Here is a 26002-nt window from a genome sequence, read left to right as displayed (position 1 = left end):
CGCCGGGCGGGCTCAATCCTCCAGGCTGGGCACCGCCTTGCGCACATGCCGGGACGAGATCTTCCGCGTCGCGTCGAGGCCGAGGAGCTGCAGGCCGCGGCGGTACTCGTCCCGCAGGATCTCCAGCGCTCGCTCGACGCCGCGCTCCCCGCCGGCCATCAGCCCGTAGAGGTAGGCCCGGCCGATCATGGCCACGTCGGCACCCAGCGCGACCGCGGCGAGGATGTCCTGGCCGTGGCGGACACCGCCGTCCAGCAGCACCGTCACATCCGGACCGACGGCCTTCCGCACCGCGGGCAGCGCGTCCAGAGTGGACGGTGTTCGGTCGAGCTGGCGGCCGCCGTGGTTCGACACCACCACGCCGTCGGCGCCGAGTTCGACCACCCTTTTCGCGTCCGACGGCCGCAGGATGCCCTTGACCAGCAGCCTGCCCGGCCAGACCGCACGCAGCCACCGGAGGTCGTCGTAGCTCAGCCCGGGGTCGAACATCATCGCGGCGACGTCCGCGGACGAGCCGGGAAAGCTCTCCAGCGACGCGAACCCGATCGGCGGGGTGGTGAGCTTGTTCAGGCACCACAAGGGGAACCGCGCCATGTCGAGCACGGTGCGCGGGGTGAGGGTCGGCGGGATGGTCAGCCCGTGCCGGACGTCCTTGAGCCGCCGTCCCGCGACCGCGGTGTCGATGGTGAGCAGCAGGGTGGAGAAGCCCGCCTGGCCCGCGCGGTCCACGAGCTCCTCGTTCAGCTCGCGGGAGTTGGTCAGGTAGAGCTGGAACCAGTTGTCCCCGTCCGGTACCGCCTGCCGTAGTTGCCCGGCGTTCGTGGTGCCTACTGTGGACAATGCATACGGGATGCCGTGCCGGGCGGCTACTCGTGCGACGGCGATCTCGCCGTGGTGGTGCATCATGCGGGTGTACCCGGTCGGCGCGAACACGAGCGGGAGCGCGATGCTCTGTCCGAACAGGACGGTCGACAGGTCTGTATCCCGCACCGGGTTCAAGGATTCCGGCACGAAGACCGCTTCCTTGAAGGCGTCGAGGTTCCTGGCCGCGGTCACCTCGCCGTCGGCGGCGCCGTCCACGTAGTCGAAGACCGCCCGCGGCGTGGTGCGCCTGCCGATCCGCCGCAGGTCCTCGATCGTCAGCGCCCGGTCGAGCCGCCGCCGCACCGGATCCAGCTCCAGGGCCCGGAACCGGAGCAGCTCCCGCAGTTCCGCGGGCCGGGGCAGCCTTCGGCGGGCGAACGCCGGGACGTCGGGGGCGGCGTCGCTCACGCTGTCTCCTCCTGTTCCTGCTCCACGTAGCCGTAGACCTCGGGAAGAACGTAGGTCGCGGCGAGGAAGCCGGTCAAGGACAGCAGGGAGACCAGCACGGTCGCGAGCGGCACGCCGAGCCCGGAGAACAGGATGGGGAAGAAGAAGATCGACACGAACGACGCCAGCTTCACGAAGACGTAGCCGAAGCCGGACGCGGTCGCCCGGTACCGCGAGGGCGCCACCATCGAGGCGATCGTCATCCCGTTCGAGGCGTCCCAGTAGTGCCCGAACATGAGCCCGGCCGCGGCGAGCGGCACCAGGGGTTTCCAGTCCACGCGCAGGAACAGCGCGGCCAGCAGCAGCGACACGAACGCCATGCCGTAGCCGACGCGCGCGACGCCGCGGTGGCCGATCTTCGGGGTCGCGAGAGGGGCGGTGAACCCGCCGATGGTGGCGATGACGTAGATCCCCGCGGTGACGAAGTTCGTCGCGGCCACCCCGGTGACGCCGGTGAGCACGAGGATCGTCGGCAGGTAGAAGCCGAAGGCGGCGAACTCCGCGCCCTGCATGGCGTTGGAGATCCAGGCGAAGACGCTCGCCTTGCGCCGCACGGGATCGGCCCAGATGTTGGCGAGGAAGTCGCGGGTGCGTGGGCGTTCGATGCGGTAGTCGCGGTCGGGCAGCATGTCCAGGTCGTCGTCGAACATCTGCCGCGACACCCGTTTCGCCTGGGCGAAGCGGCCCCGCTGGATCAGCGCGAGCGCGGTGTCGGGCACGTCGAGGCGCAGGGTGAGCAGAACCAGCGCGGGCACGGCGCCGAGGCCGAGCCCGATGCGCCACAACAGGCCGTGGTCGACGCCGGAGAGGTACATGATCGTCACGACGATGATGGCGACGATCTCGCCGAGACCGAACATCGCCTGCCAGCGGTTGCCCATCACCTCGCGCTTGCCGCGGGGCATGCTCTCCATGATGTAGGCGTAGCCGGTGGAGATGTCGCTGCCGAGCGGGAAGCCCAGCAGCAGCCGGATGAGCACCAGCTGCCACATGTTCGCGGCGAACGCCTGCGCCACCGCGAGCACGATGAACAGGATCATGGTCGCGAGGAACACGCGGCGCCGACCGAGCCGGTCGGCGATCCAGCCGCCGAAGACCGCGCCGAGCAGCGCCCCGGCCTGCACGGCGCCCGAGGCGAGGCCGAGCATCGCGGGGCTGGGGTGCAGCTCGTCGCGGATGAACAGGAGCAGGAACGAGATGGCGTAGAGGTCCCACGCCTCGACGAGGATGGTGGAGATCATGAGCCAGCCGGCCTTGCGCCCGTCGCCGGTGCCCTCGCGGTTGAGCACGTGCCGGGCCGCGCGGTCGCTCAGTGCCCTCAGTTCGGCCTGGTCCACTCCTCGGCTCCTTTGCCGCGTAGGTTCCCGCCTGGCAGCGGGAAGTGTCACATCGGCGGGAAGGCCTGTCCAGGGGTGGGGAATTCACTTTCACGGGGCGGAGGTGTCAGCGAAAGGTTTCGGGGGGGGTGAGCCTCACTCGTCGTCCAGGGGTTTGCGGGCTCGGTCCAGCACCTCCTCCAGGCGGAGCGGGCTCGCGGGGTGGTGGGTCAGGCACAGCGGGGTCGTCACCTGGCGGAAGCCGAACGCCTCGCCCGAGACGTAGAACTGCGCGCGCTCCAGCCGCGAGATGTCGGCGACCGGGCTGCCCTTCGCCCTTGCCATCTCGTTCGCCGCCGCGATCTGGGCCGGGCTGTTGAGGCGCCCGAAGAACTGCGTCATCGCGTTGCCCACGATCTGGTTGTGCAGCCCCTTCGGCGCCTGCGTCGCGAACAGCAACCCCAGCCCGTACTTCCGCGCCTGCGACGCGAGCACAATCGTGCTGCGGGTGCTGGCCGTCAACGTGCCCGACGCGGCCAACGTCTGCGCCTCGTCCATCACGAACAACGCGCCCAGCGGCCGGTCGGACGGGTTCCGCTTCGCCCACGCGAACAGCTCCATCTGCAGCTGGTTGACGAAGTTCTGCCGCTGCTCGTCCGCCGGCAACCCCACGAAGCTGATCACGCTCACCCGCGCCCGCTTGCCCACCGCGGGCGTGAGCAGCCTGCCCGGGTCCACCGGGTCGCCTTTGCCCGCGAACAACGGGTCGTTCACCATCGCCGCCTTGAGGGACTCGGCCAGGTCGGCGGCGATCCGCGCGGCGCCGTTGAGGTCGCTCGCGTCCTCCGGCAGGTCGGACAGGACCTCGATGAGCCCCGGCAGGCTCCGCGACCCGGTGCGGGCGTGATGCACCACCGCCTGCCGCAGCACCGCCAGGCCCCTGCTGGCCTTCTGGGTGCTGCCGGTGAGCCCGATCTGCGGGGTGAGCGTCGCCACCGCCACCTCCACGGCCGCGGCGAACTCGTCCTCGTCGTCGAGGACACCCGCGAAGTCCGGCAGCGGCTGGAAGGTCAGCGGCCTGCCGTTCGCCCGCCCCGGCGTCCACACGACGACGTCGGTCCCGGCGAGGTACCGCGCCGCGAGCCGGTCGTCACCGGGCCCCCACGCGGACGGCGGTTGCGGCCACGCGTCCCCGAGCCGGGCCAGGTCGTTGTTGGGGTCGAGCACGATGGCCGACACCCCGCGCAACGCGCACTCCTCCACGATCCGCCGCAGCAGCACTGTTTTCCCCGACCCGGACCCGGCGAACACGACGGTGTGCTGCCGCAACGCCGCGAGGCCGATGCGCACGGGCTCCCCGGAGCCGGTCTCGGTGCCGAGCGTCAGCTCGTCGTCGACGCCCGGAGCCTGCTGCGGCTCGTCGGGCAGCACCGCCGACAGCAGCCCGGACTTCCCGGCGGGCCTGCGCTCCACCAGCCACTCGTGCAGCTCCGTCCCGCCCTGCGCGAGCATCTGCTCCAGGGCCCAGAAAGTACGAACGTCCTCTTCGGACAGTGCCAGTGTTTTCCCGCCCGCCGCGCGAAAGGCGGCCAGTTCCTGCTGGGTCTTCGGACCCGGGGACCACTTCGCGTTCCGCAGGACGATCAGGTGCCGGTTGCCGACGCCAGGCCGCAGACCGGCGGCCGACGTCGCCTTCCGCAGCCGGGTCAGCACCGCCAGGTGGTGCGAAGCCGAGATGACCCGGAACGCCCAGTGCTCCTGGAGGTCGGATGCCTCGTCGACGGTCCGGGTGAGCCACGCGTGCACGTCCCCGCCTTCGCGCGGCTGCGGCTCCCACTCCATGTTGTCGTTGCCGACCTCGGTGATCCACCCCCGCAACGCGGCGTTCAGCAGCGAGGGCATCACCTTGTCCTCGGCCTTCTGGCTCAGCAGCATGCGCACGTCGGCCTGTGCCCGCAGCTGCGCGAACCGGGTGTCGAGCTCGGCGAAGCGATCCGGCTCCTCGACGCGGACCGGCGACACCGGCCGGGCCTCGCCGTCGAAGCTGGTCAGCTCCCGGACCTGCCCGGCCCGCAGGCAGTTCTCGATGTGCGCCCCGATGCGCTTGAGCAGCTCACGGGGCGTGTACTGGTCCCACTCCCCCTCGAAGGCCGACGGCGCCACCGGCCACGTCGGCTGCGGGGGCCGGAAGCCCATGCCCTCGTAGGCCACCCCGAGCCGCCGTTCGACGAGCGCGCGGCCGAGGGCGGCGGTCGGAATGCGCCCCAGGGTCAGCGCCTCCCGGAACCGGTCCGGCACCGAGTCCGTCGCGTTCGCCTTGATCTGGTCCCAGGTTCCCGGCAGGCAGGCCAGCACGGTCAGGGTCCGCCGCGTGAGCTCCCGCAGGCGCATCAGCCCGTCCGCGATCTGCGCCACGAGCAGTGACTTCGCCGAGTCCGTGGCCGTGTCGTGAGCCGCGAGCCCGGACTGGGCCATGAGCGTGTCGAGCTGGTCCACGGCGATGACGACGGGACCGGTCAGCGCCAGCAGCCGGGTGATGTCGCGGACCTGCTGCTGCTCCGGCTTCGGCTCGGGCCGGATTCCCCATTTCCGCCGCTCACCCTTCTTCCACTCCTCGCGCCCGCCGAGGTAGTCGTCACCCAGGCGGTTCAGCTCGGCGTCCTCGCTGCCACAGAGCACCAGCGCTCGCGCGACATCGGCCGCTTCGGTCGCCAGCTGCCGGTCGAGCACGCGCAGGCCCAGGACGAAGGCGTCGACGTCGTTCTTGCCCAGGCGGTGTCCCGTCACGATCGTCTCGGCCACCCGCGGATCCACCCCGCTCCGGTGGCAGATCCGTTGCAGGAACCTGCGCGCCTGCGGACTCCCCGAGTCGTCGGTGCGGCCCAGGCCGCTGCGCAGCGCATCGGCCGTGTTCCCCCAGAAGGCGTCGGGTGCGGTCAGGTCGTCGAGGAAGAAGTAGCCGCCCGCTCGGTGGGTCTGCCGCCGGACCAGGCCCAGCAGGTGGGTCTTGCCGACGCCCTTCTGGCCCTGCAGCACGAGTCCGATGGGGCTCGGGCCGTCGCTGGTGGCGGCGTCGCGGACCGCCCCGTCCACCGCCGACGACACGTCGGAGTGCAGACCCTCGACGTGGTAGGGCGAATCCCGCCAGACCTGGTCGGGGGTGTCCGCCCAGTCGAAACGCAGCATCGTCAGCGCACTGAGTGGATCCATCACAGTGCCTCGATCCTGACCAGGTGGTTGTCCTCACCGCCGAGGCGGAAGGCCGCCTGGCGCGCCTTCTCGGTGAGCGCCTTGCGGTTGGGTTCGGGGACGAGGTGCGCCTTTCCGGCCCGGCTGAGCTTCTTCAGCACCACGTCCACCTCCTCGGCCGGGGCGCCGATCAGCGGACGCAGGTCGGCCAGCCCCACCCAGCCGTCCGGAGACCGGACCAGCTTCCGGTAGTTCTCCCGGATCCGGCGCTCGATTTCCTCCTCGGTGAGCGGCTCCGCGGACCCGAAGACCTCGTCCAGCGACACGTTCTGCTGCTTGAGGTACCGCGCGAACTCGCCCAGGACGGCGTAGAGCGGCGCGGCGAGCACGGTGCGGGGTTTGGGCGCGGGCGGGCGGCCGTGGGACAGCTCTTCGAGGCACCACTCGCGGCCGCGCTCGGTCAGCTTGTGCCGGTGGGGCGCCTTCTCCGTGTTGCTCTGGACGTACTCGCGCCTGTTCAGCTCCGTGCGCTCGGCCCCGGTGAGCGCGAAGCCCGCGAACTCCTTCAGCTCGTTGTTCGACACCTCCCGGCCGAGCGCGAGCAGGGCGAACATGGCGGCGGTCTGCTTGTGTCCCAGCCGGTCCGTCATCGGAAATCCCTTCCACTGTGGTGGTTTCCGCGGCCGGAGAGCAGCCGCAGGCCCTGTTCGATCTGTTCCCCCGTGTCGCGCGGCGCGGGCACCCGCAGGTGCTCCTCCCCCGGCGTCGCACGGGGCCGCAGCGCCAGCGCGAGGTCGGCGGCGAGGTCCTGCGCCTGCGCGTCGTCCCCGGCCTCGACCGCGGCGACCAGCGCGCGCACGGTCTCGTCCACCAGCTCCCACAGCAGCGGCCGCAGCCGGGCCCCGGCGGCCTGGCGCAGCGCGCCGACGAGGTCGAGGTCGCCGTTGTCGGTCAACGAGGTCCGGCCGAGCTGCCCGGCGATCTCCCGCGCCACCTCCGCCGGACCCCGCGTCAGCCCGAGCCGCAGGTACCGCAGGTTGCGCACCGGACCGGGCAAGGCCTGGGCGTCGGCGTCGGCCGTGAGCACCGGGATCACCCTCCGGTCCTGCCCGAACGACCGGTGCAGGAACAGCTCGGCCTCCGCGGACTGCCACCGGCTCACCGCGCGGTCCACGATCAGGCACAGGTGCCGCGCGTCGTCGTTCACGTGGGCGAGCAGGGACGGATCGCCGGACAGCGACCGCTCCGCCCGCACGCCCCGCTCCTTCAGCGAGTCGATCAGCGCGTCGGCTTCGTCCAATGTGGACCTAGGCGTGCTCACCCTGACGTCGACCGGGAAATCCCGCCTGCTGTCCCGCACGGCGGCCACGTAGGCGTCCCGGTTCTCCGCCAGCAGGTCGGTGCGGTCGAAGTGCCGCGCCACCACCGCCGCGACCGTCTCGAGCGCGAAGCTGATCTGGTCCGACGCCGGGTTCTCCTCCTGCCGCACGGGAAGCTGCTCGCCGAAGCTCCAGTACGACACGTACGGCAGCGTCAGGTGCCGCGCCATCGTCTCCACCGGCACGCTGCGGTGCAGCCAGTTGTGGAACAAGCCCTTGGCCTGCTCGAAGCAGCGCCCGCGCCACTCCTCGGCCCGGTCGTACTCCTCCCGGCTGTCGAACCGCGACAGCACGGGCAGAACGGTCAGCTGCGGGCGGTCGAACGGCAGCCGGTCCCGCGCGACGTTCGCGCGCTCGGCGATGTCCACCGCGCCCCGCACGCTCTGCTCGTTCGCGGTGAACAGGACCACCAGCCGGTCCGGCAGGTGCGCCGTGCAGATGCCGCCGATGTCCGAGACGCCGGTGCGGCTGTCGAGCAGCACGTAGTCGTAGTCGGCGATCCAGCGTTCCCGGCACTGTTCGAGGTACTCGCCGAAACCGTCGTCGTACAGCTCGTCCCAGTCGAGGCCCTGGACCCGCGAGACGTAGTCGGGACCGTCGGCTCCAGCCGGGATGAGGTCGAGCGCACCCGCGTCGGTCACCCGGATGGCGTGCGCCCCGGGCCGCAGCCTGCCGGAACGGAAGTCCTCCACCAGGTCGACCACGCCGCCCTGCACGGGCTGGCCGAGCATCGGGCGGAAGTAGTGGTGCAGGCCCGGCGCCTCCAGGTCCCAGTCCAGGCACAGCACGCGGTGGCCCCAGCGCGCGAGCAGGACCGCGATGTTGGCCAGCGCGAAGCTGCGCCCGACGCCGCCCTTGTAGGAGTAGAAGGTGAGCACGGTGCCCGGCATCAGAACCTCGGCAATCGGGACTGCGGCGGCGGATCCGGCCGCGGACTGAGGACCGGCCAGCCGGACTGCCATTCCGGCGCCTGGCCGATCAGCTCCACCAGTTCGACCGCAACGGTCTTCATTTCCTGGTGGAAGTCGACGTAGGCGGGTGAAGCCTGGAACTGGACGTCGGGCTGGTTCAGCTCGTTGAAATGGCGCAGCTTCCGCTCGTGCGCCCATTCGGGAAAGTTCACCGAATCGCAGAAGACGACCGGGTAGATCAACCGTGCCGCACCCAGCAGCCGTTCTCGCTCGGCCATCGAAGCCCATTCGGACAGGCACCACTCGTCGTGGAAGTACGGAGGCGAGCACACCGGCACGAGAATCCGGCTCCGCAGCAGGGCATCGCGCTGCTCCGACGGCAGGGAAGCACCGGTCGGCACCTTGTCGTCGAGAAAGACGCGCGACTCCCCGAGATAATCCTCCAGTAGAGCCGACAACCGGGGGTGGAAGTGGTTGCGAACCCATTCCGGCAACGTGCCACCCCCGCGCCGGTAGCTGATGAACACGTCGTACTCGTACACGCGTTCATCGCTCCTTCGCTCTCCCCACGGAACGGAAACGATGCTAGAGCCGGAAAACGACGGGAAACCAGGCAGAATTGCGGACAGAAACCGGACAACCCCGCCGCCGGCGGCAGGCTCGGCCACAATGCCGGTATGGCCGACCGCGACGCGCCGAGGGTCTTCGTGACCTATGCGCACGACTCCGCCGAACACAAGGCTCAGGTACTCCGGTTCGCGACCTTCCTGCGGTCGCGGATCGGGCTCGACGTCCGCCTGGACCAGTGGGACGACCACCGGCGCCGGGACTGGTCGCTGTGGGCGATCGAGCAGCTCAACGAGGCCGACTTCATCGTCGTGGTCGCCTCGCCCGACTACCGCAGCCGCGCCGACGGGACCGCGCCGCCGGACGAAGGACGCGGCTCGCAGTTCGAGTCGGCGATCATCCGCAACAACCTCACGCGCAACCTGAGCCGCGAGACGGAACGGGTGCTGCCCGTCGTACTGCCGGGCTGCTCGGTGGACGACATCCCGACGTTCCTCAACGCGTACTCCACCACGAGGTACGAAATTTCCGAGATCTCCCCCGAAGCGGTCGAACCGCTGCTGGCCGCGATCACCGGGCACGGGCAGTACCCGATGCCCGAGCGCGGGATCTGGCGGGGCGGCGGGGGCGAACACCCGACGGCCGCGAAGGACCTGCCCTGGCTCGCGCACAGCTCCGGGGTCCGGGCGGGCGAGGCGTGGATCGGCGGCGGGCACTACGGCGACAGCATCGTGCTGCGCCCGAAGTCCGTGCCGGCCCAGCCGTGGAGCTTCGTCGAACTGGACCTCTGCGGCGCGTACGCGCGGCTGACCGCGGTGGTGGGCGTGCCGGACGACGCCGCGGAACCGTTCCAGGTCGGGGACTTCCGGGTCGTGCTCGACGGGCGGCCGCAGCCGGTGGTGCGGGCCGCGCAGGGCAACCCGAGGACCGTCGAGGTGAACGTCAGCGGCGTGCGGAAGCTGCGGCTGGAGATGGCGAGGCCCGGCGCACCGGTCGCGCCAGGGGCGCCGGTGCGCGGCCGGTCGCGGCCACCCGAGCTCGCCTGGGGTGACCCGACGCTGGCGTGACGGCCGCCGGTAGATTTCCCGTGTCGATCACCGAACCGGGGGAAAGCCGATGGACCGCCCGAAAACGCCCGAACGTCTCGTCTTCTTCTCCGACGCCGTGGTGGCGATCGCACTGACGCTGCTGGTGCTGCCGCTCGCCGACTCGGTGCCGGAGCTGGTGGCCGAGCACCGGCCCGCCGTCGAGGTGATCACCGGGAACGGCTGGCAGATCGGCGGTTTCGCACTCAGCTTCGTCGTGATCGCGCGGCAGTGGGTCGGCCACCACCGCCTGTTCGAGCAGGTCAAGTCCTACAACAGCGTGCTGGTGTGGCTGAACTTCGCGTGGTTGTTCACCGTCGCCGTGGTGCCGCTCACCTCCGAGGTCACCGGCGCGTACGGCCGCGACCGGTTCACGGTGCTGTTCTACATCGGCACGATCCTCGCCAACACGCTGTGCCTGTCCGCGATGACGATCCTCGTGCACGGCAACGAAAAGCTGGCCCACGACCCGTCCCGCATCTCCCGCCGCTCGCTGATCAACTCGGTCGGCAGCGTGGGCGTGCTGGTGGTCGCGTTCGTGCTGGCCGCTTTCGTGCCCGGCGTCCAGTACTACGTGCTGCTCCTGCTGCTCGTCCCGCCGCAGGTGGCCCGGTTGCGCCGGTTGAGTGAGGCGTAACTTCTGCGCCGCGTGCTCCGAGTTCCGGGGAGCGACCGCGTCGAGGGGAGACCGCCATGGTCATCCGGGTGGCCGTCCTGTCCCGCCATCCCCTCACGGTCCTCGCCGACACGAACGAGCTGCCCGCGGGCCTGCGGCCGATCCAGACCGCCGACGAGCCCGCCGAGCCGCAGCACACGCTGAGCCGCGGCGTGCTCTGGGTCGTGGTGGAGCTGGACCGGCCGCTCACCGTCGTCACCTGCCACCTCAAGTCGAAGCTCCTGACCTTTCCCGACGGCCGGTTCAGCCCGGCGGGCGGCGGAGGCCGCCACCGTGCGGGAGCTGGCGACCGCGCACCTGGGCCGCGGGTCGTGGTGCCGGGCGACCTGAACGACGAGCCCACCGCCGCCACGACGCAGATCCTGTCCGGGCCGCCGGGTTCGGAGATCGGCACGACCGGTTTCGCCAACTAGCGCGGCCACCGGGGTCACCCCGGGCGACGCACCTGGTCCACGACGTCGTCAAGGGCTGAGGCAGCTTCTCCCGTCAGGTGTTCCAGGTTCCGCATGCCCGTGCGGGGGCCGAAGAACCCGATCGTCGCGGCGACCACGAGCCAGCACGCTCCGATGTAGACGAACACCGGCTGGTAGCCGAACGCCCCGAAGATCGCGGCGACGATCAGCGGGCCCGCGATGTTGCTCAGCCGCCCCAGGCCGTACACGAGGCCGTTGCCCGAGTTGCGCAGCTCCGTCGGGTACAGCTCCGGCGTGTACGCGTACAGCATCGCCGCGAAGGTCTGGATCAGCGCGTTGACGCAGAACCCGAACGCCACGATCGCGACCGCGTTGAACGTCAGTCCATAGGCGACTCCGCACACCGCCACCGCGAGCGCCACGACCACGATCGGCGTCTTGCGGCCGAACCGGTCCGAGATCGCCCACGCCAGCAACGCGCCCGGCACCGCGCCGAGTGTCGTCAGCGCCGAGAACGTCAGGCTGTGCACCAGGCCGAACCCGTGCTCGGCCAGCAGCGTCGGCACCCACGACACGAAACCGTAGAACCCGAGCGTCTGGAACACCCACGCCACGGCCAGCATCAACGTGCGCCGCCCCAGTTTCCCGGTCAGCAGCGCCCGGTACGACACCTTCGCCGGGTCCGGTTCCTCGCGCACCACCAGTTCCGGGAGCGGGCCGTGCTCCCGCTCGACCGCCGTCACCACCGCGTCCGCCCGCTCCTCGTGCCCGTGCCGCAACAGCCACCGCGGGCTTTCCGGCAGCCGCGCGACCAGTGGCAACGCGAGCAGTCCTAGCGCGCCGAACACGAACACCAGCCGCCAGCTGCCCGCGCTCAACGGGATCACGCCCCGCGCGCTGAACGACATCACCGGGATCCCGAGCAGGCCGATCGCCATCACGCCCGCCTGCATGCGCCCGCGGTGCGCGGCGGGCATGGTTTCGGAGATGTACGTCGTCGCCGCGACGGTCATCGCCGACAGGCCGACTCCGGTCAGCAGCCGCGCGACCGCCAGCGTCGGCACGGTCGAGGCCACCGCGTTCAGCAGCGAGCACACCGAGAACACCGCCACCGAGACCAGCAGTGCCCGCCGCCGGCCGATCCGGTCGGCGAACCGGCCGCCGAGCACCGCGCCCGCGAACATCCCCAGGAAGGACGCCGAGGTCACGAACGCGATGTCGTCGACCGTGAGGTGCAGGTGCTCCTTCAGCGCGGGCGCGGCGTAGGCGAAGGTGTTGAGGTCGCCGAACTCGAAGACGAAGGCCACGGCGAGCGCGTAGAGCACCCGGCGGTGGAACCGGCCGATCGGCAGCCGGTCGAGCCGGGCCGCCAGCTGGGCAGAGGTCATACCGTCCTCCTTGACGGGTGGGGAAGCGTTTTCAGACGGCCGCGGCGCGGCCCGCCCGGCGGCCGAAGACCGAACCGGCCGTCAGCCCGGAACCGCCGGGGTAGTTGAAGAAGAAGAGCCCGCCGACGAGCTCGCCCGCGGCGAACAGCCCGGGCATCGGCTGCCCGGCGGTGTCGAGCACCGCGCCGTTCTCGGCGATGCGCAGGCCACCGAAGGTGAAGGTGATCCCGCACGTCACGGGAAAGGCCAGGTACGGCGGGGTGTCGAGGGGCTGCGCCCAGTTCGACTTCGCGGGGCTGATGCCCTCGGTGTGCTTGCCGTCCTTGACGGTCGGGTCGAACCGCTCACCCGTGACCGCCCGGTTGAAGCCCTCCACAGTGGACACCAGCGCGGTTTCGTCGATACCCAGCTCCTTGGCGAGCCCTTCGAGGGTGTCCGACTGGACCTTGGACACGCCCGGCGCCTCGTACTCCTCGGGTCGCAACAGGCCCAGCACCTTCGCGTCGAACACCTGCACCGCCCGGCTGCCCGGCTGCCGGAGGATCTCCGCGCCGTACTTGGCGTAGGTGTAGTTGCGGAAGTCCGCGCCCTCGTCGACGAACCGCCGGCCTTCGGCGTTGACGATGATCCCGAACGGGTAGCCGCCGCGGGTCAGCTGGTTGGTCAGGTCCCGGTCGCCCGTCGGGTCGGCCCCGGCGTCCCACGCCACCGAGTGGCAGCCGCTGAAGTGGCCGTAGGGCTGCGCTCCCGCGGCGAGCGCCATCGTGATGCCGTCGCCGGTGTTGTAGGGCGTGCCGCGCACGAGCGCGAGGTCCCAGCCCGGGCCGAGGTACGCCGAGCGCATCGCCGGGTTCGCCTCGAACCCGCCGCTGGTCAGCACCACGCTCGTCGCCTCGACGGTTTCGCCGCCGGACAGCCGCACGCCGTGGACGGCGCCGCCGTCGTCGGTCAGCAGCCCGGTCACGTGCGCGCCGAAGCGCACGGTGGTCCCGCGCCGCTCCGCCGCGGCGAGGTGGTCGGCGATCATGCCCTTGCCGCCGCCGACGGCACCCACCGCGAGCCCGCCCCAGAACCGGAACCGGCCGTCCACCTCGTACGCCTGGCGGTGGAACATCAGCTCGAAGCGCAGCCCCAGTTCGTGCAGCCAGCCCAGGGTTTCCCGGGACTCGCCGACGAGGATCTCGGCGAGCCGCGGGTCGCAGCGGCCGCCGGTGACGCGGCGCAGGTCGCCGAGGAACTCCTCCGCGGGGTACGGGTCGAGGTCGATCCGGTCGGTGTGAGGCGGCTCGATGAACTCCGCGACGTCATCGAGTCCCTTGTGGACTGTCCGCATGGCACCAGCGGTGAAATAACTGTTGCCACCGGCCCATTCCCGCGGCGCCTTCTCCAGCAGCAGCACGCGGGCGCCGTGCTCCCGTGCCGACTGGGCGGCGGAGAAGCCCGCGTTGCCGCCGCCCACGACGACGACGTCCCAACTGTTGTGCATCTGTTTTCCTTTCACGCCGGCGCGAGGGCCGGTTCGGGCACGGAGATCTCGGCGACGGCGATCCTGCGTGCCGCGCGCCGCATCCGGACGGCCGCGAGCGCGCCGCCGGGGCCGCGGTCGATGCCGACCGTGACCACTCCGGCGGGCGTGCCGAGCCGCAGGACATTTCCTTGGTGGTACGGGGAAACGACGCTGCCGGGCACGGTGGCTGCGGCCGCGAGCGCGACCGCCGAGGTGAGCCCCACCGCCGGATGCGGGGCGAGCATCGACAGCATCCGCACCGCAACGTCGTACTCCCCGGCGGCGACCGGGACGCCGTCGGCAGTGCGGTAGTCCACGGGCGGCCCGACCACCCCGGTCTTGGGCACGGCGTGGTCCACCGGGCCGTCCGGGGTCGCCAGCCCCATGCGCAGCGCGGCTTCCCGGCGCAGCCGGATCAGCTCGGGCACCAGGTCCTCGAACGGCGCGTTTCCGAAAGCGCTCACCGGGAACAGCGCCGCGGGCGCTCCGGCGTCGATCAGCGTGGCGGGTAAGGGAAAACGGTCCACCGCACGCCCGGTCGGCAGCAGCGAGCCGGTCGTGCCGCCCGCGGGATCGAGGAAGGCCAGCTCGACGCCGACCCCGCCGACGGCGGCGCCGGGCACGAGCACGTCGCCGGACTCGGGCACCGTGCCGTCCGGCGTCGCCACGGTCGCCGCGAGCAACGTGCCGGTGTTGGTGTTGCGCAGCCGGACCGTGGTGCGCCCGGGCTGAGCCGGCACGAGGCCCGTGAGCAGGGCGTACAGGCCGATCGCCGTCGCACAGTTGCCGCAGTTGCTGCCCCACTCCACCCGGCGCGCCCCGATGCCGACCTGCGCGAAGTCGTAGTCCACGTCGACGCCGGGCCGGTCCGAGCGGCGCACGATCGCGGCCTTCGAGGTGGTCGAGGTCGCTCCGCCGACGCCGTCGAGCTGCCGCGGGTCACCCGCCCCGAACGCCGCCGCCAACAGGGTGTCCGCGTCCGCACCGGCCAGCGCCTCGTCGTCGAACAGCCAGCATTTGCTGGTACCGCCTCGCATCCACGTCCCACGCAGGTATCGCATGCCTCGACCATGCGCCACCACGGCCTTGAGTACAATCTCGGAAAAGTTGAGCCCCCTTTAGCGGAAGTTAAGGCTGCGATGACCTTCGACGTCCGGCGCCTGCTGTTGCTCGCCGAGGTCGCCCGCCAGGGTTCGATCACCGGCGCCGCGGCCGCGCTGAGCTACACGCCGTCCGCGGTGTCCCAGCAGATCAGCAGGCTGGAAACCGAGGCGGGCCAGCCGTTGCTGGAACGGCACGCGCGCGGCATCACGCTCACCGAGGCCGGGCAGGCGCTGCTCGCACGCGCCGAACGCATCGACAGGGAGCTGCGCGCCGCCAGGACGGAGCTGGACGAGCTGGCCGGGTTGCGCGCCGGGTCACTGCGGGTCGGCACGTTCCCCACCGTCGCGGCGTCGTTCCTGCCGCTCGTCGTGCGGGAGTTCCGCGCCCGCCACCCCGCGGTGGAGCTGACCGTCCACAGCGCACGGAACGCGGGTCTGGTGGAGCTGCTCGACAGCCGCGAGGTCGAGCTGTCCCTGCTGTGGGACTACGAATGGCGCCGGATGGCCGATCCGGGCATCGAGGTCGAGTACCTGCTCGACGATCCGACCGCGCTGGTGGTGTCCACCGCGCACCGGCTGGCCGGGCGGAGGTCCGCGAAGTTCGCCGAGCTCGCCGGCGAGCAGTGGATCGTCCGCGACGACCACCCGGTGGCCGAGGTGCTGACGCGCAGCTGCCACGCGGCGGGCTTCGAGCCGGCGATCGCCTACCGGGCGCACGACTACCAGGAGGCCCAGGCGATGGCCGCCGTCGGGCTGGGCATCGCGCTCGCGCCCCGCCTGGCGCTGGCCGGGCTGCGGGACGACGTCACCACGGTGGGGCTCGGCCCGTCGGCCCCGGCCCGCCGCATCCTGCTGGCGCGGCCGCGCCAGCACCGCCTGACTCCCGCCGCCGCGGCCCTGCGCGAGGTGTTCACCAGGACGGCGGCGCTGCTGCGGGGCAGCCGGGAGGACCTCGACCAAGCCGTCCGGCGGGCCGCCCGTGTCACCTGACCCGTTGAAACACCCCGGGTGCACTGGCCGCGGGCGGCGGGAGGCTGCACGCTTGCCGTGTGGATGAGGCACAAGCTCTCCGAGTCTTCTGGGCCCGCTGCAAGAAGCACCACGTCGCGACTCCCACCGCCGAGCTCGCCCTGGCCAGGGCGCGGTTCGACGTGCGGACGGGACGGGTGCTGGCCCGCGACCCCTACCGCCTGGCCTGGCGCCGGCTGCGCCAGCTCGGTGCCGCCGACATCGAGGCCCCCGGCGTCCTCTGAGGACCCCGGAAAACGGATTCAGCCCTGCAGCGCGGGGGTTTCGCTCGGCGCGGCCGCGGGTGAGCGGCCGCGCAGGAACACCACCGCGGCCAGGCCCAGCGCGGCGACGACGGCGAAGAACCAGAAGCCCCACGGGTACGCGACACCCGCGGTGACGAGCGCGCCCGTGACGAACGGGCCCACGATGGAGCCGAGCCTGCCGACCGCGGACGTCAGCCCCAGCGCGGTGCCGCGCGCCCGCGCCGGGAAGGCGTGCGCGACGTAGCCGTAGATCAGCACCTGCGCCGAGAACACGAACACGCCGGTGAGGAGCACCAGCGCGTTGAGCAGGACGCTGTTGCCGATGTGGAAGCTCAGCACCGCCAGCAGGACCGCGCCCGCACCGAACCAGATCCGCGCGATCGGCGCGATCCCCCTGCGGTCGGCGACCAGGCCGGCGAGCACGAGACCGAGGACCGCGCCGACGTTGAGCACGAGCAGCAGCGCGATCGACGTCGAGATCGGGTAGCCGGCGCTGCGCATCAGCTGCGGCAGCCACGTGTTCAGCCCGTACACCAGCAGCAGCCCCATGAACGAGCCGGTCCAGACCGCGATGCTGATCCGCCGGAAGCGCGGGCCCAGCAGGTCGCGCAGCCGCAGCCGCTCGCTCTCGGGCTGTTCCCGCGCCGCGAGGTAGGCCGCCGACTCGGGCAGCCGCCACCACATCAGCGGCACCACGAGCAGCCCGACCGCGCCGCCGCCGTAGAACAGCACGTGCCAGTTCTCCCCCACCACCAGCGCGAGTATCGACGTGAGCACCGCACCGACGTGGTAGCCGGTCATCGTGAACGTGCTCGCGCTCGCGCGCCGCCGCGCCGGCAGGTTCTCCGACATGACGGTCAGCGCGACCGGCATGCACGCGCCCAGCCCGAGCCCGGCGACGAACCGGAACACGCCGAACACCGCGACGCTGGGCGCGACGGGCGTGACGAGGGTGAACAGCGAGAACAGCAGCACCGAGCCGATCAGCATGCCGCGCCTGCCGAACCGGTCGGTGAGCGGTCCCAGCCCCGCCGCGCCCACCGCGACGCCGACCAGCGACACGGTGGCCACCGCCGTCGCCCCGGCGGCGGTGAAGCCGAGGTGGTGCGTCTTGAGCAGGGTCGGGATGGTCGCGCCGAGAGCCACGAGGTCGTAGCCCTCCAGCAGCACGGTGAGCCAGCACAGCAGCGCGGTGGCGGCCGAGCGGGTGGTGGGAGACGTCGTCATTGCCGTACTCCTTGGGAGGGGGTCAGTCGAGGGAGGTCGGTGCGGTGTCGACCTGGATCAGGCGCGGGCCCGCGGGCGCGGTCTTCAGCTGGGCGCGCAGGTCGTCGAGGGCGGTGACCGCGATGGCGGGCACGCCGTACCCGGTGGCGATCGCGGTGAAGTCCAGTCCGGGGATCCGCGTGCCCGGCACGTCCGGAATGCCCTGCAGGTCCCCGAACCAGCGCAGCGCGCCGTAGCTTCCGTTGCGCAGCACCACGAACGTGACCGGCACCCCGTACTGCGCCGCGCTCCACAACGCCGTGATGCCGTAGTTCGCCGAACCGTCCCCGACGACGCAGACCACCGGGCGGTCCGCGTCGGCCAGCCCCACGCCGACGGCGGCGGGCAGGCCGAAACCGAGCCCGCCCGCAGCGGGGAAGAAGTACGAACCCGGGTGGCGCAGATCCGCCTGCCGCCACCAGGACCCGTGCGTCGAGGTGGACTCGACCACGTACCGCGTGTCGGCGGGCTGGGTTTCGCGCAGCGCCGCGAAAACCTGCTCGGGGTGCAGCACGCCCTCCGCCGTCGCCGGGGGCGGGTTCGGCGTGAAAGCGCTTTCTCCCCGTGGCCGCGCGGGCAGGCGGGCGTGCAGTTCCGCCAGCACCGGCCCGGGATCCGCGACGAGCGCCTCGCCCACCGGCGCGCGGGCGGCGGCCCCGGCGTCGTCGGTGATCTGGACCAGCCGCGTGCCCTCGGGCAGGTACGCGCCGGGCACGTGCTGGTGGTACCGGAACACCGGCGCGCCCAGCACCAGCACGAGGTCGGAACCCGCCAGCGCGTCCGACACCCCGGCGATGCCCGCCGCCAGCACCCCGCGGAACAGCGGGTGGCGGTTGGGGAACGGCAGCCGGTGCGGCGACGGCGCGAGCCACACCGGCAGCTGCCGGTGCTCGGCGAAGGCGACCACCCGCTCGAACAGCTCCGGGGTGTCCAGGTCGCCGCCGAGCACGAGCGCCGGGTTTTCCGCGCCCGCAAGGGTTTCCGCGAGTCCGGTCAGCTGCGCCTCGCTGGGCACGAGCGCCCGCTGCACGGTGCGCTCCAGCGTCGCGGCGGCGTTCTCGTCCAGCTCGGCCGACCAGTCGTCGTAGGGCACCGAAAGGTACGTGGGACGGCGCTGCAGCTCGGCCTCGAACACCGCCTGCGCGAGCGAGCGCGGCACGTCGGCGGCGCAACTCGGCTCCCCCGCCCAGCCGACCAGCGGGCGCATCAGCTGCGTGGCGTCGGCGTTGGCGAGCATCACCTCCAGGCCGATCGCCGGGCGCACCTGCTGGCCCGCGGTGAGCACGAGCGGCGTGCGGGAGTGGACGGCGTTGGTGAGCACGCCCATCGCGTTGCCCGAGCCCGCGGCGGCGTGCAGGTTCACCAGCACCGGGCGCCCGGTCGCCTGGGCGTAGCCGTCGGCCATCCCCACCACGACGCCCTCGTGCAGGCCGAGCACATAGCGGAAGGTGTCCGGCAGCCCGGCGAGGAACGCCAGCTCGTTCGAGCCGGGGTTGCCGAAGATCGTGGTCAGCCCCCGGCGTTCCAGGAACTCGTGAGCGATCCGGCGGGCGGTCGGCATGCGGTGTCCTCCTCGACTGGGTTTCCCGAGGGTAGGGCGCGCTTCCGGCTGTGCTCCAATCAATGTTCCGAACTGCCGTTATAGAGGAGATCGATGATGCGGGACTTCGACCTGAACCTCGTGCGCACGTTCGTGCTCCTCTACGAGACCCGCAGCGTGACCGCCACGGCGGAGTCGCTGCACGTGACCCAGCCGACGGTCAGCTACGGGCTGCAGAAGCTGCGCCGCCGCTTCTCCGACGAGCTGTTCCGCCGCAGCGGCAACGGGCTCGTGCCGACCACCACCGCGAAGGCGCTGTACCCGCCGCTGCACGGCGCGCTGGCGGAGATCGAGGCGGCGGTCAGCGGGGCGCGGTCGTTCGACCCGGCCTCGGCGCGGACGACGTTCACGCTGTGCCTGTCGGATCTCGGGGAGGTGTGCCTGCTGCCGCGGCTCATGGCGACCCTGCCGTCGCGCGCGCCCGGCGTCACGCTGACCGTCCGCCCGCTCGACGTGGTCAACGCGGTGGACCAGCTCGGCCGCGGCGAGATCGACGCGTTCATCGCGTCCCCGCTGCTCAGCTCGCAACGCGTCGCGCGGGTCCCGCTGTTCACCGAGGGCTACGTGGGCATGGTGGCGGCGAACCACCCGAGGCTGCGGGGCAAGGAGGCGGACCTGCGGGCGCTCGCGGCGGAGCGGCACATCGCCGTGTTCGGCCCCGCGGGCCACGACGGCCCGCGGCGGGCGCTGGAGGCGCAGGGGTTGCTCGACCGGGTCGTGCTGGAGATGACGCGCTTCGCGACGCTGCTGTACCTGGTGCAGGACAGCGAACTGGTCGCGATCGTGCCGCGGCTGGTGGGCGAGGTCTTCGGGGCCCAGCACCGGGTGCGGCTGCTGGAGCTGCCGATGCCGGTCGAGCCCGCGCAGGTGTCCGTGTACGCCCGCCACCGCCACGCGCGAACCCCGGCGCAGCAGTGGCTGGTGGACTTCATGCACGAGGTGCTGGCGGAGCCCAGGGGGTGAAGTCCTGGGAAAAAAATCGCCCCTAGTAACGTTTTCAGGTGGCGCGGCCACCTTGCCGTGGGCCGTCAACCGGCTCCGCTACCCGCACCGGCCGTCAAGCCACTTTTGGAAGAGCCTAGAACACCACCGTGCTGTTGCCGTCGCGCAGCACGCGGTCCTCACAGTGCCAGCCGACCGCTCGGGAGAGCACCAGGCGTTCCACGTCGGCACCCTTGCGCTGCAGGTCCCGCACGGACTCGTGGTGCGAGACGCGGATCACGTCCTGCTCGATGATCGGGCCCTCGTCGAGGTCCTCGGTCACGTAGTGCGCGGTGGCGCCCACCAGCTTCACGCCCCGCTCCTTCGCCCGCTGGTACGGGCCCGCGCCCATGAACGCGGGCAGGAACGAGTGGTGGATGTTGATCACCGGCACGCCGAGCTCGTCCAGGAACTCCCCCGACAGGATCTGCATGTACCGCGCCAGCACGAGCAGATCGACGTTGCCCTTGAGCAGGTTCAGCTGCTCCTTCTCCGCCACCGCCTTCTTCCCGCGCTCCACCGGCACGTGGAAGAACGGGATGCCGAACTGCCGCACGTCGTCGCCGAGGTCGGGGTGGTTCGACACGACCATCGGCACCGTCATCGGGATCTCGCCCCGCCGCTGGCGCCACAGCAGGTCCAGCAGGCAGTGGTCCATTTTGGACACGAAGATCGCCACGCGCTTGCGCCTGCGGGCCTCCACGAGCCGGAAGTCGAGACCCAGCTCGTCGCCGAGCTTCGCGTCGAGCGCCCCGTGCAGCGCGTCGAGCTTCTCCGACAGCCCGGGCAGGTGGAACACGGTGCGCTGGAAGAACCGGCCGCCCGACGGGTCGCTCGACGACTGGTCCAGCGCCACGATGTTCGCCCCGTGCTCGGTGAGCGCGCCGGACACGGTCGCGACGATGCCGGGCCGGTCGGCGCCCTGCACGATCAGGCGGCCGTAGTCGGCGGGCTCGGTCATGACCGGTCCTTCCCCGCCAGTGCGGCCAGCAGGCGCTGCCGCCACTCCTCGGTGCCCCGCAGCTCGTTGAAGGTGAAGATGTGCAGGCCCCGGATGTTGCCGTCCGACCGGGCCGCCGCGGCGCCGAGGCGGCGCGCGAGCTTCGTCGGGTCGTAGCCGCCGGGCAGCAGGAAACGCCAGAGCAGGCTTTGCTGCTTCTGCAGGAACCGCGCGGACTGCCCGAGCCCGATCCCCGCCGAGATCCGCATCAGCTTCTGCCGGTTCACCGGCCCGGGCATGCCGACGTACACGGGCAGCGTCAGGCCGTCCGCGGCGAGACCCGCGGCCCAGTCCGCCGTGGTGTTCGCGTCGAAGCAGATCTGCGTGAGGAGGCGCGTGGCGAGCGGGGCCTTCTGCTTGAGCGCCAGGTCGAGCGTCTCCCGCGGGATCTTCGGGTGTCCCTCGGGATAGCCGCCGATGCCGACCTCGTCGAACGGGTGGCCGATCTCCGCCATCGCCCGCAGCAGCGAGTACGCGTCGTCGAACCGGCCCGCGGGCTCCGGCGCGTCGCCGCCCACGACGAACACCGACCGCACCCCGGCCTCGGTCAGGCGCGCCACGACGTCGGCGACATGGGCTTCGTCGGTGAACTGCCGGGCCGGCAGGTGCGGGGCGACGGTGTAGCCGTGGCGCAGCAGCCGCTCGGTGAGGTCGAGCGTGGTGCCGATCCCCTTGGCCTCGGTGACCGTGACCGTCAGCGGCACCGACGTCGGCACGTACTCGAGGACGTCGCGCTCGGTGTTCTTGAACGGCATCACCTCGTAGCTCATGGTGCGCACGAGCTCGGCGAGGCCGGCGCGGCGGGCGCGGGGCGTCTCCTGGGAGAGGGTCATCGGTGGTTCCTCATTCCTGTCTGCGGGGACGTGCGGTAGGAGTCGCGGACCTCCCGGACGAACGGCGCGGGCGCCACCGTCGCGCGGACGGGCACCTGCCGGTGCCGTTCCACGGACGGCTTGGCGGAGTTGGGTTCCTCGCCCCACAGCACCGTCACCTCGGCACCCTCCGGCACGTCCGCATCCACGGTGGCCAGCGACACGAAGGACTGTTCGTTGGTGAGGTAACCCGCGTCGAGCGACAGGCCGACGGGCGCGCCGTCCCGCAGCACCTTGTCCACCTGGAAGAACGCGTAACGGGCCTTCGGCATTTCCAGGTACTTCGCCGGGGTGCCGGGTTCGAGCAGCGACCGCACCACGGCCGCGACGTCGTCGGCGTGCCACACGAGCGTCACCTTGCGCCGGTGCGGGCGGAGCCGTTCCAGCGCCGCTCGGCCGAGGAAGTCGTGGTCGAACCGCACGGTGCGGCCGTAGCCGAAGTCGTACGGGGTGACGCAGTAGTCGGTGATGTCGGCGGAGTCCATGCTGCCGCCCAGCGAGCCGAGCGCGTCCGCGCTCAGCCACTCGCGGTAGCCGCGTGCCTCGGGGCCGAAGATCGCCGGAACGGCGGTGGGAATCCAGCCGGACTCCAGGTTCGCCGTCGAGTACGCCTTCGCCCCGGCCCGGACGAGTCCGGTGTGCTCGCCCGCTTCGAGGATCGCGCCGAGCACGTCCTCGCCCTCGGCCCAGGGGCCGAACAGCTCGAACCCGGGCTGGCCCGCCATGCCGTGGCGCAGCGCGCGCACGCGGTGTCCCGCGATGGCGAACTCCGTCATGGTGAAGAACTTCACGTCCGGCAGCGGGCCGCCGGTCAGCTTCTCCACGAGCGGTCCCGCGGTGGGGCCCTGCAGCTCGTACCGGTACAGCTTCGGCGGCCCGGAGGGCCGGTCGAAGGAGTTGTCGTCGCGCTCGGTCGTCACGTCGTAGCCGCCGGTTTCGGCGTGGTACCGCAACCAGTTCGCGACCGTCGGATGCCCGACGAGGTCGAACTCCCCGTCGTCGAGATGGAACAGGATCGCGTCGCCGATCAGGTGACCGCTCTCACTCGTCGCGACGTACTGCTTCGCCTTGCCCGGCTTGAAGTTCTCGAACGAGTTGACGCCGAAGTCGCTCAGCAGCCGCAGCGCGTCCTTGCCCCGCAGGAAGAAGTCCGTCATGTGGTGGGACTGGTCGAACAGCACGCACGCGGTGCGCCACGCGCGCTGCTCCGAGCGCCAGTTCGTGAACTCGGGCGCGACCGGGAACGTGTGCGGGCGCGCCGCCGAGTCACGCAGCAGCGCGACCGGCGAGCCCGCACGGCGGATCGCGGCTTCGAGGCTCTCTCCCATGCTTTCCAGTACAGCCGAAGGGAGTTCGCTTCACCTCGGGCAACGGGTCCGAACTTGCTGCGACAAATGTCCGTGACGCGCCTCACTTCCGGCGCCGAGCACGGCGGCTTTCGCTTGCAGTTCGGCGTATTCGGCCGCCGGGTCGGAATCCCACGTGATACCGCCGCCGGTGCCGTACGTGGCGAGGCCGGTGTCCCGGTCGGCCAGCACGGTGCGGATGGCCACGGAGAACCGCGCGCGGAACGGCGCCCCGGCCGGGGCGAGCATGCCGATGGCTCCGCAGTAGACACCGCGCGGGCCCGTTTCGAGGTCGCGGATCAGTTCCATCGTGCGGGCCTTCGGCGCGCCGGTGACGGAACCACACGGGAACAACGCGCGGAACACCTCGGGCAGCCCGGCGTCCGGCCGCAGCCGCGCGCTGACGCCCGAGGTGAGCTGGTGCACGGTTTCGTACCGCTCGGCGTGGCACAGGGACGTGACGCGGACGCTGCCGGTCTCCGCGACGCGCGCCACGTCGTTGCGGATCAGGTCGACGATCATGATGTTCTCGGCGCGTTCCTTCGCGCTGGCCCGCAACCGGGTCACCAGTTCGGCGTCCTCGGCGGGAGTCCCGCCGCGGCGGGCGGTGCCCTTCATCGGCCGCAGGTGCACGTCGCGGTCGCGGATCTCGAAGAACAGCTCGGGGCTCGCGCTCGCGACGACGAACCGGCCGAGGTCGAGGCACGCGTGGTACGAGCCCTGCTGCGCCAGGGCCAGGTCCGCGTACAGGGCACGCGGGTCCCCGGCGAACTCCGTGGTGAGACGGGTGGTCAGGTTGCACTGGTAGGTCTCCCCCGCGGCGATGTGCCGCCGGACGGCCTCGACCCGCCGCCGGTGCTGCGCCGGCCCCCAGTCGGGCACCCAGTCGCCGACCTTGTACTCGCCACCGGGAGTCACCACGGGCACGCTCTCCGGAGCCGCGCACACGCCGAACCACGCGAGCGGCAGCCCGGGCACGGGGTCGTGCACCGGCAACGCCGGGTCGAGGCCCGCGGCGGCCTCGTAGGCGACGAAACCGAAGGCCCACCAGCCGTCCGCGGTCGCCCGGTCCAGTTCGGCGAGCACCCCGGGCACCTCGCGCGGGCGGGTCGCCACGAGGTCGTAGGCGATGCCGGGAAAGGCCCACGCCGTGCCCGCGCGCAGATCGTCGAAGCGGGCCCACGCCTCCTGTGGCCGCACAGGCCCACCTCCGCGGTCCGGGAAAGGGTCGGGCATCACGCTAACCGGCACCCCCGCCCGGCGGGACGGCGGCATGGCGATCACCGGGCGCGACAATTGTCGCGGGCCGTCTCACCACCGGGAGCATTCCATTCCCACCATTCCTCGCTGCCCTCCGGCGGCGTTCGTGCGTAGTTTTCCCAGTGACGGATCCGAACGAGAACGGGTAGCAGATGAACGCGAAGAACCTGCAGGAAGTGCTGGACCGGGCGGGGAACACGGTGGAGCTGCTGCGCAACTCGCAGCTGGGGGCCTACATCTATCCCGTGGTGCCGGCGGAGTTCACGAACTGGCGCCGGGAAACGATCGCGTGGCGGGAGACCGCGGTGCTGTTCGACCAGTCGCACCACATGGTCAACCTGTTCGTCTCCGGGCCGGACGCGCTGAAGCTGTTCACCGACACCGGGATCAACAGCACCGCGAAGTTCCCCGTGAACACCGCGAAGCAGTTCGTCCCGGTGTCCCCCGAGGGCGGCGTGATCGGCGACGGCATCCTCTTCCACCTCGCCGATGAGGAGTTCGTGTTCGTCGGGCGCGCGCCGGTGGCCAACTGGCTGTCGTTCAAGGGCTCCCGGGGCTACGACCTGGACATCCGCCTCGACCAGCGCTCGCCGTCGCGCCCGTACGGCCTGCCCGTGCGGCGTGACCTGTGGCGCTTCCAGATCCAGGGCCCGCGCGCCTGGGACGTGATCGAAAAGATCAACGGCGGCAAGGTGGAACCGGTGAAGTTCTTCCACATGGACTACCTGACCATCGCGGGTGAGCGTGTGCGCACGCTGCGCCACGGCATGGCGGGCGCGCCGGGCCTGGAGATCTGGGGCCCGTACGACAGCTACTTCAAGATCCGTGACGCGATCCTGGAGGCGGGGCAGGAGTTCGGGCTGGAGCCGTGTGGTTCGCGGGCGTACTCGTGCAACACGCTGGAGTCGGGCTGGATCCCGTCGCCGCTGCCCGCGGTGTACACCAGCGAGGAGCTGCGCCCGTACCGCGAGTGGCTGGGCGCGGACAGCTACGAGGCGACGAACGCGCTGGCGGGCAGCTACGTGTCCGACGACATCCGGGACTACTACCTCAACCCGTGGGAGCTGGGTTACGGCTCGTTCGTGAAGTTCGACCACGACTTCGTCGGCCGGGACGCGCTGGAGTCGCTGGACAAGGACAGCCAGCGCCGCAAGGTGACGCTGGCGTGGAACTCCGAGGACGTCGCGAAGCTCCTGTCGACGATCGTCGAACCGGGCGGCGCGCGGTACCAGTTCTTCGACCTGCCCAACGCCAACTACGGCTCGTCGAACTTCGACTCGGTGCTGGACGCGGACGGCACCCTCGTGGGCCTGTCGCTGTTCACCGGCTACAGCACGAACGAGCACCAGGTGCTGTCGCTGGCGACGGTGAACCCGGACGTCCCGCTGGGCGCCGAGGTGACGGTGATGTGGGGCGAGCCGGGCGGCGGCAGCAGGAAGACCACCGTCCAGCCGCACGAGCAGCTCCCGGTGCGCGCGGTGGTCAGCCCGGCGCCGTACTCGAAGATCGCCCGGGAGGACTACCACCACGGCTGGCGGACAGCGGTCAAGGCCTGAGG

At 71.5% G+C, this 26002-nt stretch carries 22 protein-coding genes; 7 read left to right on the top strand and 15 right to left on the bottom strand.

Annotation, left to right across the window (positions count from 1 at the left end; translation table 11 throughout):
- Positions 1-12: 12 nt before the first annotated feature.
- From FHX82_RS18870 to FHX82_RS18845, 6 genes are all read right to left on the bottom strand, one after another.
- Positions 13-1272 carry an alpha-hydroxy acid oxidase gene (locus tag FHX82_RS18870; protein ID WP_145934219.1) on the bottom strand — a complete coding sequence of 420 codons (1260 nt, stop codon included), beginning with the start codon at positions 1270-1272 and terminating at the stop codon, positions 13-15.
- Positions 1269-2648, bottom strand: a complete 1380-nt coding sequence (locus FHX82_RS18865; protein WP_221216161.1) for an MFS transporter — start codon at positions 2646-2648, stop codon at positions 1269-1271. The genes FHX82_RS18870 and FHX82_RS18865 overlap by 4 nt, the downstream gene beginning before the upstream one ends.
- Before the next feature lie 135 nt (positions 2649-2783).
- The gene (locus FHX82_RS18860) at positions 2784-5837 is read right to left on the bottom strand and encodes an ATP-binding protein (RefSeq protein WP_145934220.1); all 3054 of its coding nucleotides are present in this window, start codon (positions 5835-5837) and stop codon (positions 2784-2786) included.
- The gene (locus tag FHX82_RS18855; protein ID WP_145934221.1) at positions 5837-6466 is read right to left on the bottom strand and encodes a hypothetical protein; all 630 of its coding nucleotides are present in this window, start codon (positions 6464-6466) and stop codon (positions 5837-5839) included. Before FHX82_RS18855 ends, FHX82_RS18860 begins: the two co-directional genes overlap by 1 nt.
- Positions 6463-8085, bottom strand: a complete 1623-nt coding sequence (locus FHX82_RS18850; protein WP_145934222.1) for a CATRA system-associated protein — start codon at positions 8083-8085, stop codon at positions 6463-6465. The genes FHX82_RS18855 and FHX82_RS18850 overlap by 4 nt, the downstream gene beginning before the upstream one ends.
- Entirely contained in the window at positions 8085-8774 is a 690-nt protein-coding gene (locus FHX82_RS18845; protein ID WP_229880602.1) for a TIR domain-containing protein, read from the bottom strand. Before FHX82_RS18845 ends, FHX82_RS18850 begins: the two co-directional genes overlap by 1 nt.
- A 9-nt stretch (positions 8775-8783) precedes the next feature.
- Between FHX82_RS18845 and FHX82_RS18840 the strand changes: the two genes are divergently transcribed.
- The 3 genes from FHX82_RS18840 to FHX82_RS18830 are packed head-to-tail and all read left to right on the top strand — an operon-like array spanning position 8784 to position 10847.
- A complete protein-coding gene (locus FHX82_RS18840) occupies positions 8784-9740 on the top strand; it encodes an SEFIR domain-containing protein (RefSeq protein WP_145934223.1) in 957 nt (318 codons plus the stop codon).
- Between the two features lie 49 nt (positions 9741-9789).
- A complete protein-coding gene (locus tag FHX82_RS18835; protein ID WP_145934224.1) occupies positions 9790-10395 on the top strand; it encodes a TMEM175 family protein in 606 nt (201 codons plus the stop codon).
- A gap of 56 nt (positions 10396-10451) precedes the next feature.
- Complete coding sequence (locus FHX82_RS18830; protein WP_145934225.1) at positions 10452-10847, top strand: hypothetical protein; 396 nt, start codon at positions 10452-10454, stop codon at positions 10845-10847.
- A 14-nt stretch (positions 10848-10861) separates the two neighbouring features.
- Here the strand turns inward: FHX82_RS18830 and FHX82_RS18825 are convergent, their stop codons facing one another.
- From FHX82_RS18825 to FHX82_RS18815, 3 genes are read right to left on the bottom strand one after another with little or no spacing between them, the layout of a single operon-like run.
- The gene (locus tag FHX82_RS18825; protein WP_145934226.1) at positions 10862-12235 is read right to left on the bottom strand and encodes an MFS transporter; all 1374 of its coding nucleotides are present in this window, start codon (positions 12233-12235) and stop codon (positions 10862-10864) included.
- Positions 12236-12266: 31 nt separating this feature from the next.
- Complete coding sequence (tcuA, locus tag FHX82_RS18820; RefSeq protein ID WP_145934227.1) at positions 12267-13721, bottom strand: FAD-dependent tricarballylate dehydrogenase TcuA; 1455 nt, start codon at positions 13719-13721, stop codon at positions 12267-12269.
- Between the two features lie 11 nt (positions 13722-13732).
- Complete coding sequence (locus tag FHX82_RS18815) at positions 13733-14803, bottom strand: PrpF domain-containing protein (protein WP_145934228.1); 1071 nt, start codon at positions 14801-14803, stop codon at positions 13733-13735.
- A gap of 78 nt (positions 14804-14881) precedes the next feature.
- On the opposite strand from FHX82_RS18815, the gene FHX82_RS18810 reads away from it, so the two are divergent.
- Together FHX82_RS18810 and FHX82_RS18805 are read left to right on the top strand one after the other, a co-directional pair.
- The gene (locus tag FHX82_RS18810) at positions 14882-15835 is read left to right on the top strand and encodes a LysR family transcriptional regulator (RefSeq protein WP_145934229.1); all 954 of its coding nucleotides are present in this window, start codon (positions 14882-14884) and stop codon (positions 15833-15835) included.
- Positions 15836-15894: 59 nt separating this feature from the next.
- The gene (locus FHX82_RS18805) at positions 15895-16098 is read left to right on the top strand and encodes a hypothetical protein (protein ID WP_145934230.1); all 204 of its coding nucleotides are present in this window, start codon (positions 15895-15897) and stop codon (positions 16096-16098) included.
- Positions 16099-16116: 18 nt separating this feature from the next.
- On the opposite strand, the gene FHX82_RS18800 is transcribed toward FHX82_RS18805, so the two are convergent.
- A complete protein-coding gene (locus FHX82_RS18800) occupies positions 16117-17346 on the bottom strand; it encodes an MFS transporter (RefSeq protein ID WP_145934231.1) in 1230 nt (409 codons plus the stop codon).
- Positions 17347-17368: 22 nt separating this feature from the next.
- Positions 17369-18946 (bottom strand): benzoylformate decarboxylase, encoded by a 1578-nt coding sequence (mdlC, locus tag FHX82_RS18795; protein ID WP_145934232.1) that lies wholly within the window; start codon positions 18944-18946, stop codon positions 17369-17371.
- A gap of 96 nt (positions 18947-19042) precedes the next feature.
- On the opposite strand from mdlC, the gene FHX82_RS18790 reads away from it, so the two are divergent.
- Positions 19043-19948: a LysR family transcriptional regulator gene (locus FHX82_RS18790; RefSeq protein WP_145934233.1), complete on the top strand. Its 906-nt coding sequence runs from the start codon at positions 19043-19045 to the stop codon at positions 19946-19948.
- A 115-nt stretch (positions 19949-20063) separates the two neighbouring features.
- Here the strand turns inward: FHX82_RS18790 and purU are convergent, their stop codons facing one another.
- Genes purU through pabB form a run of 4 tightly spaced genes read right to left on the bottom strand, consistent with a single transcriptional unit; the run spans position 20064 to position 24384 of the window.
- The gene (gene purU, locus FHX82_RS18785; protein ID WP_145934234.1) at positions 20064-20927 is read right to left on the bottom strand and encodes a formyltetrahydrofolate deformylase; all 864 of its coding nucleotides are present in this window, start codon (positions 20925-20927) and stop codon (positions 20064-20066) included.
- Positions 20924-21799: a methylenetetrahydrofolate reductase gene (locus FHX82_RS18780; RefSeq protein ID WP_145934235.1), complete on the bottom strand. Its 876-nt coding sequence runs from the start codon at positions 21797-21799 to the stop codon at positions 20924-20926. Before FHX82_RS18780 ends, purU begins: the two co-directional genes overlap by 4 nt.
- Positions 21796-23166, bottom strand: a complete 1371-nt coding sequence (locus FHX82_RS18775; RefSeq protein ID WP_145934236.1) for an aminomethyl transferase family protein — start codon at positions 23164-23166, stop codon at positions 21796-21798. The genes FHX82_RS18780 and FHX82_RS18775 overlap by 4 nt, the downstream gene beginning before the upstream one ends.
- A gap of 30 nt (positions 23167-23196) precedes the next feature.
- Entirely contained in the window at positions 23197-24384 is a 1188-nt protein-coding gene (pabB, locus tag FHX82_RS18770) for an aminodeoxychorismate synthase component I (RefSeq protein ID WP_221216160.1), read from the bottom strand.
- 212 nt (positions 24385-24596) lie between these two features.
- Here pabB and ligM point away from each other — a divergent pair, with 212 nt between their 5' ends.
- A complete protein-coding gene (gene ligM, locus FHX82_RS18765; protein ID WP_145934238.1) occupies positions 24597-26000 on the top strand; it encodes a vanillate/3-O-methylgallate O-demethylase in 1404 nt (467 codons plus the stop codon).
- Positions 26001-26002: the final 2 nt, after the last annotated feature.

The organism is Amycolatopsis bartoniae (assembly GCF_014191255.1).
GTDB lineage: Bacteria > Actinomycetota > Actinomycetes > Mycobacteriales > Pseudonocardiaceae > Amycolatopsis_E > Amycolatopsis_E bartoniae.
This window is presented reverse-complemented; position numbering and strand designations above follow the sequence as displayed.

Excerpts from the sequence above, each read along its gene's own strand:
- FHX82_RS18860 (WP_145934220.1), bottom strand. The coding sequence starts at position 5,837 with ATGGATCCACTCAGTGCGCTGACGATGCTGCGTTTCGACTGGGCGGAC.
- FHX82_RS18855 (WP_145934221.1), bottom strand. The coding sequence starts at position 6,466 with ATGACGGACCGGCTGGGACACAAGCAGACCGCCGCCATGTTCGCCCTG.
- FHX82_RS18850 (WP_145934222.1), bottom strand. The coding sequence starts at position 8,085 with ATGCCGGGCACCGTGCTCACCTTCTACTCCTACAAGGGCGGCGTCGGG.
- FHX82_RS18840 (WP_145934223.1), top strand. The coding sequence starts at position 8,784 with ATGGCCGACCGCGACGCGCCGAGGGTCTTCGTGACCTATGCGCACGAC.
- FHX82_RS18835 (WP_145934224.1), top strand. The coding sequence starts at position 9,790 with ATGGACCGCCCGAAAACGCCCGAACGTCTCGTCTTCTTCTCCGACGCC.
- FHX82_RS18830 (WP_145934225.1), top strand. The coding sequence starts at position 10,452 with ATGGTCATCCGGGTGGCCGTCCTGTCCCGCCATCCCCTCACGGTCCTC.
- FHX82_RS18825 (WP_145934226.1), bottom strand. The coding sequence starts at position 12,235 with ATGACCTCTGCCCAGCTGGCGGCCCGGCTCGACCGGCTGCCGATCGGC.
- tcuA (WP_145934227.1), bottom strand. The coding sequence starts at position 13,721 with ATGCACAACAGTTGGGACGTCGTCGTCGTGGGCGGCGGCAACGCGGGC.
- FHX82_RS18815 (WP_145934228.1), bottom strand. The coding sequence starts at position 14,803 with ATGCGATACCTGCGTGGGACGTGGATGCGAGGCGGTACCAGCAAATGC.
- FHX82_RS18810 (WP_145934229.1), top strand. The coding sequence starts at position 14,882 with ATGACCTTCGACGTCCGGCGCCTGCTGTTGCTCGCCGAGGTCGCCCGC.
- FHX82_RS18800 (WP_145934231.1), bottom strand. The coding sequence starts at position 17,346 with ATGACGACGTCTCCCACCACCCGCTCGGCCGCCACCGCGCTGCTGTGC.
- mdlC (WP_145934232.1), bottom strand. The coding sequence starts at position 18,946 with ATGCCGACCGCCCGCCGGATCGCTCACGAGTTCCTGGAACGCCGGGGG.
- FHX82_RS18790 (WP_145934233.1), top strand. The coding sequence starts at position 19,043 with ATGCGGGACTTCGACCTGAACCTCGTGCGCACGTTCGTGCTCCTCTAC.
- purU (WP_145934234.1), bottom strand. The coding sequence starts at position 20,927 with ATGACCGAGCCCGCCGACTACGGCCGCCTGATCGTGCAGGGCGCCGAC.
- FHX82_RS18780 (WP_145934235.1), bottom strand. The coding sequence starts at position 21,799 with ATGACCCTCTCCCAGGAGACGCCCCGCGCCCGCCGCGCCGGCCTCGCC.
- FHX82_RS18775 (WP_145934236.1), bottom strand. The coding sequence starts at position 23,166 with ATGGGAGAGAGCCTCGAAGCCGCGATCCGCCGTGCGGGCTCGCCGGTC.
- ligM (WP_145934238.1), top strand. The coding sequence starts at position 24,597 with ATGAACGCGAAGAACCTGCAGGAAGTGCTGGACCGGGCGGGGAACACG.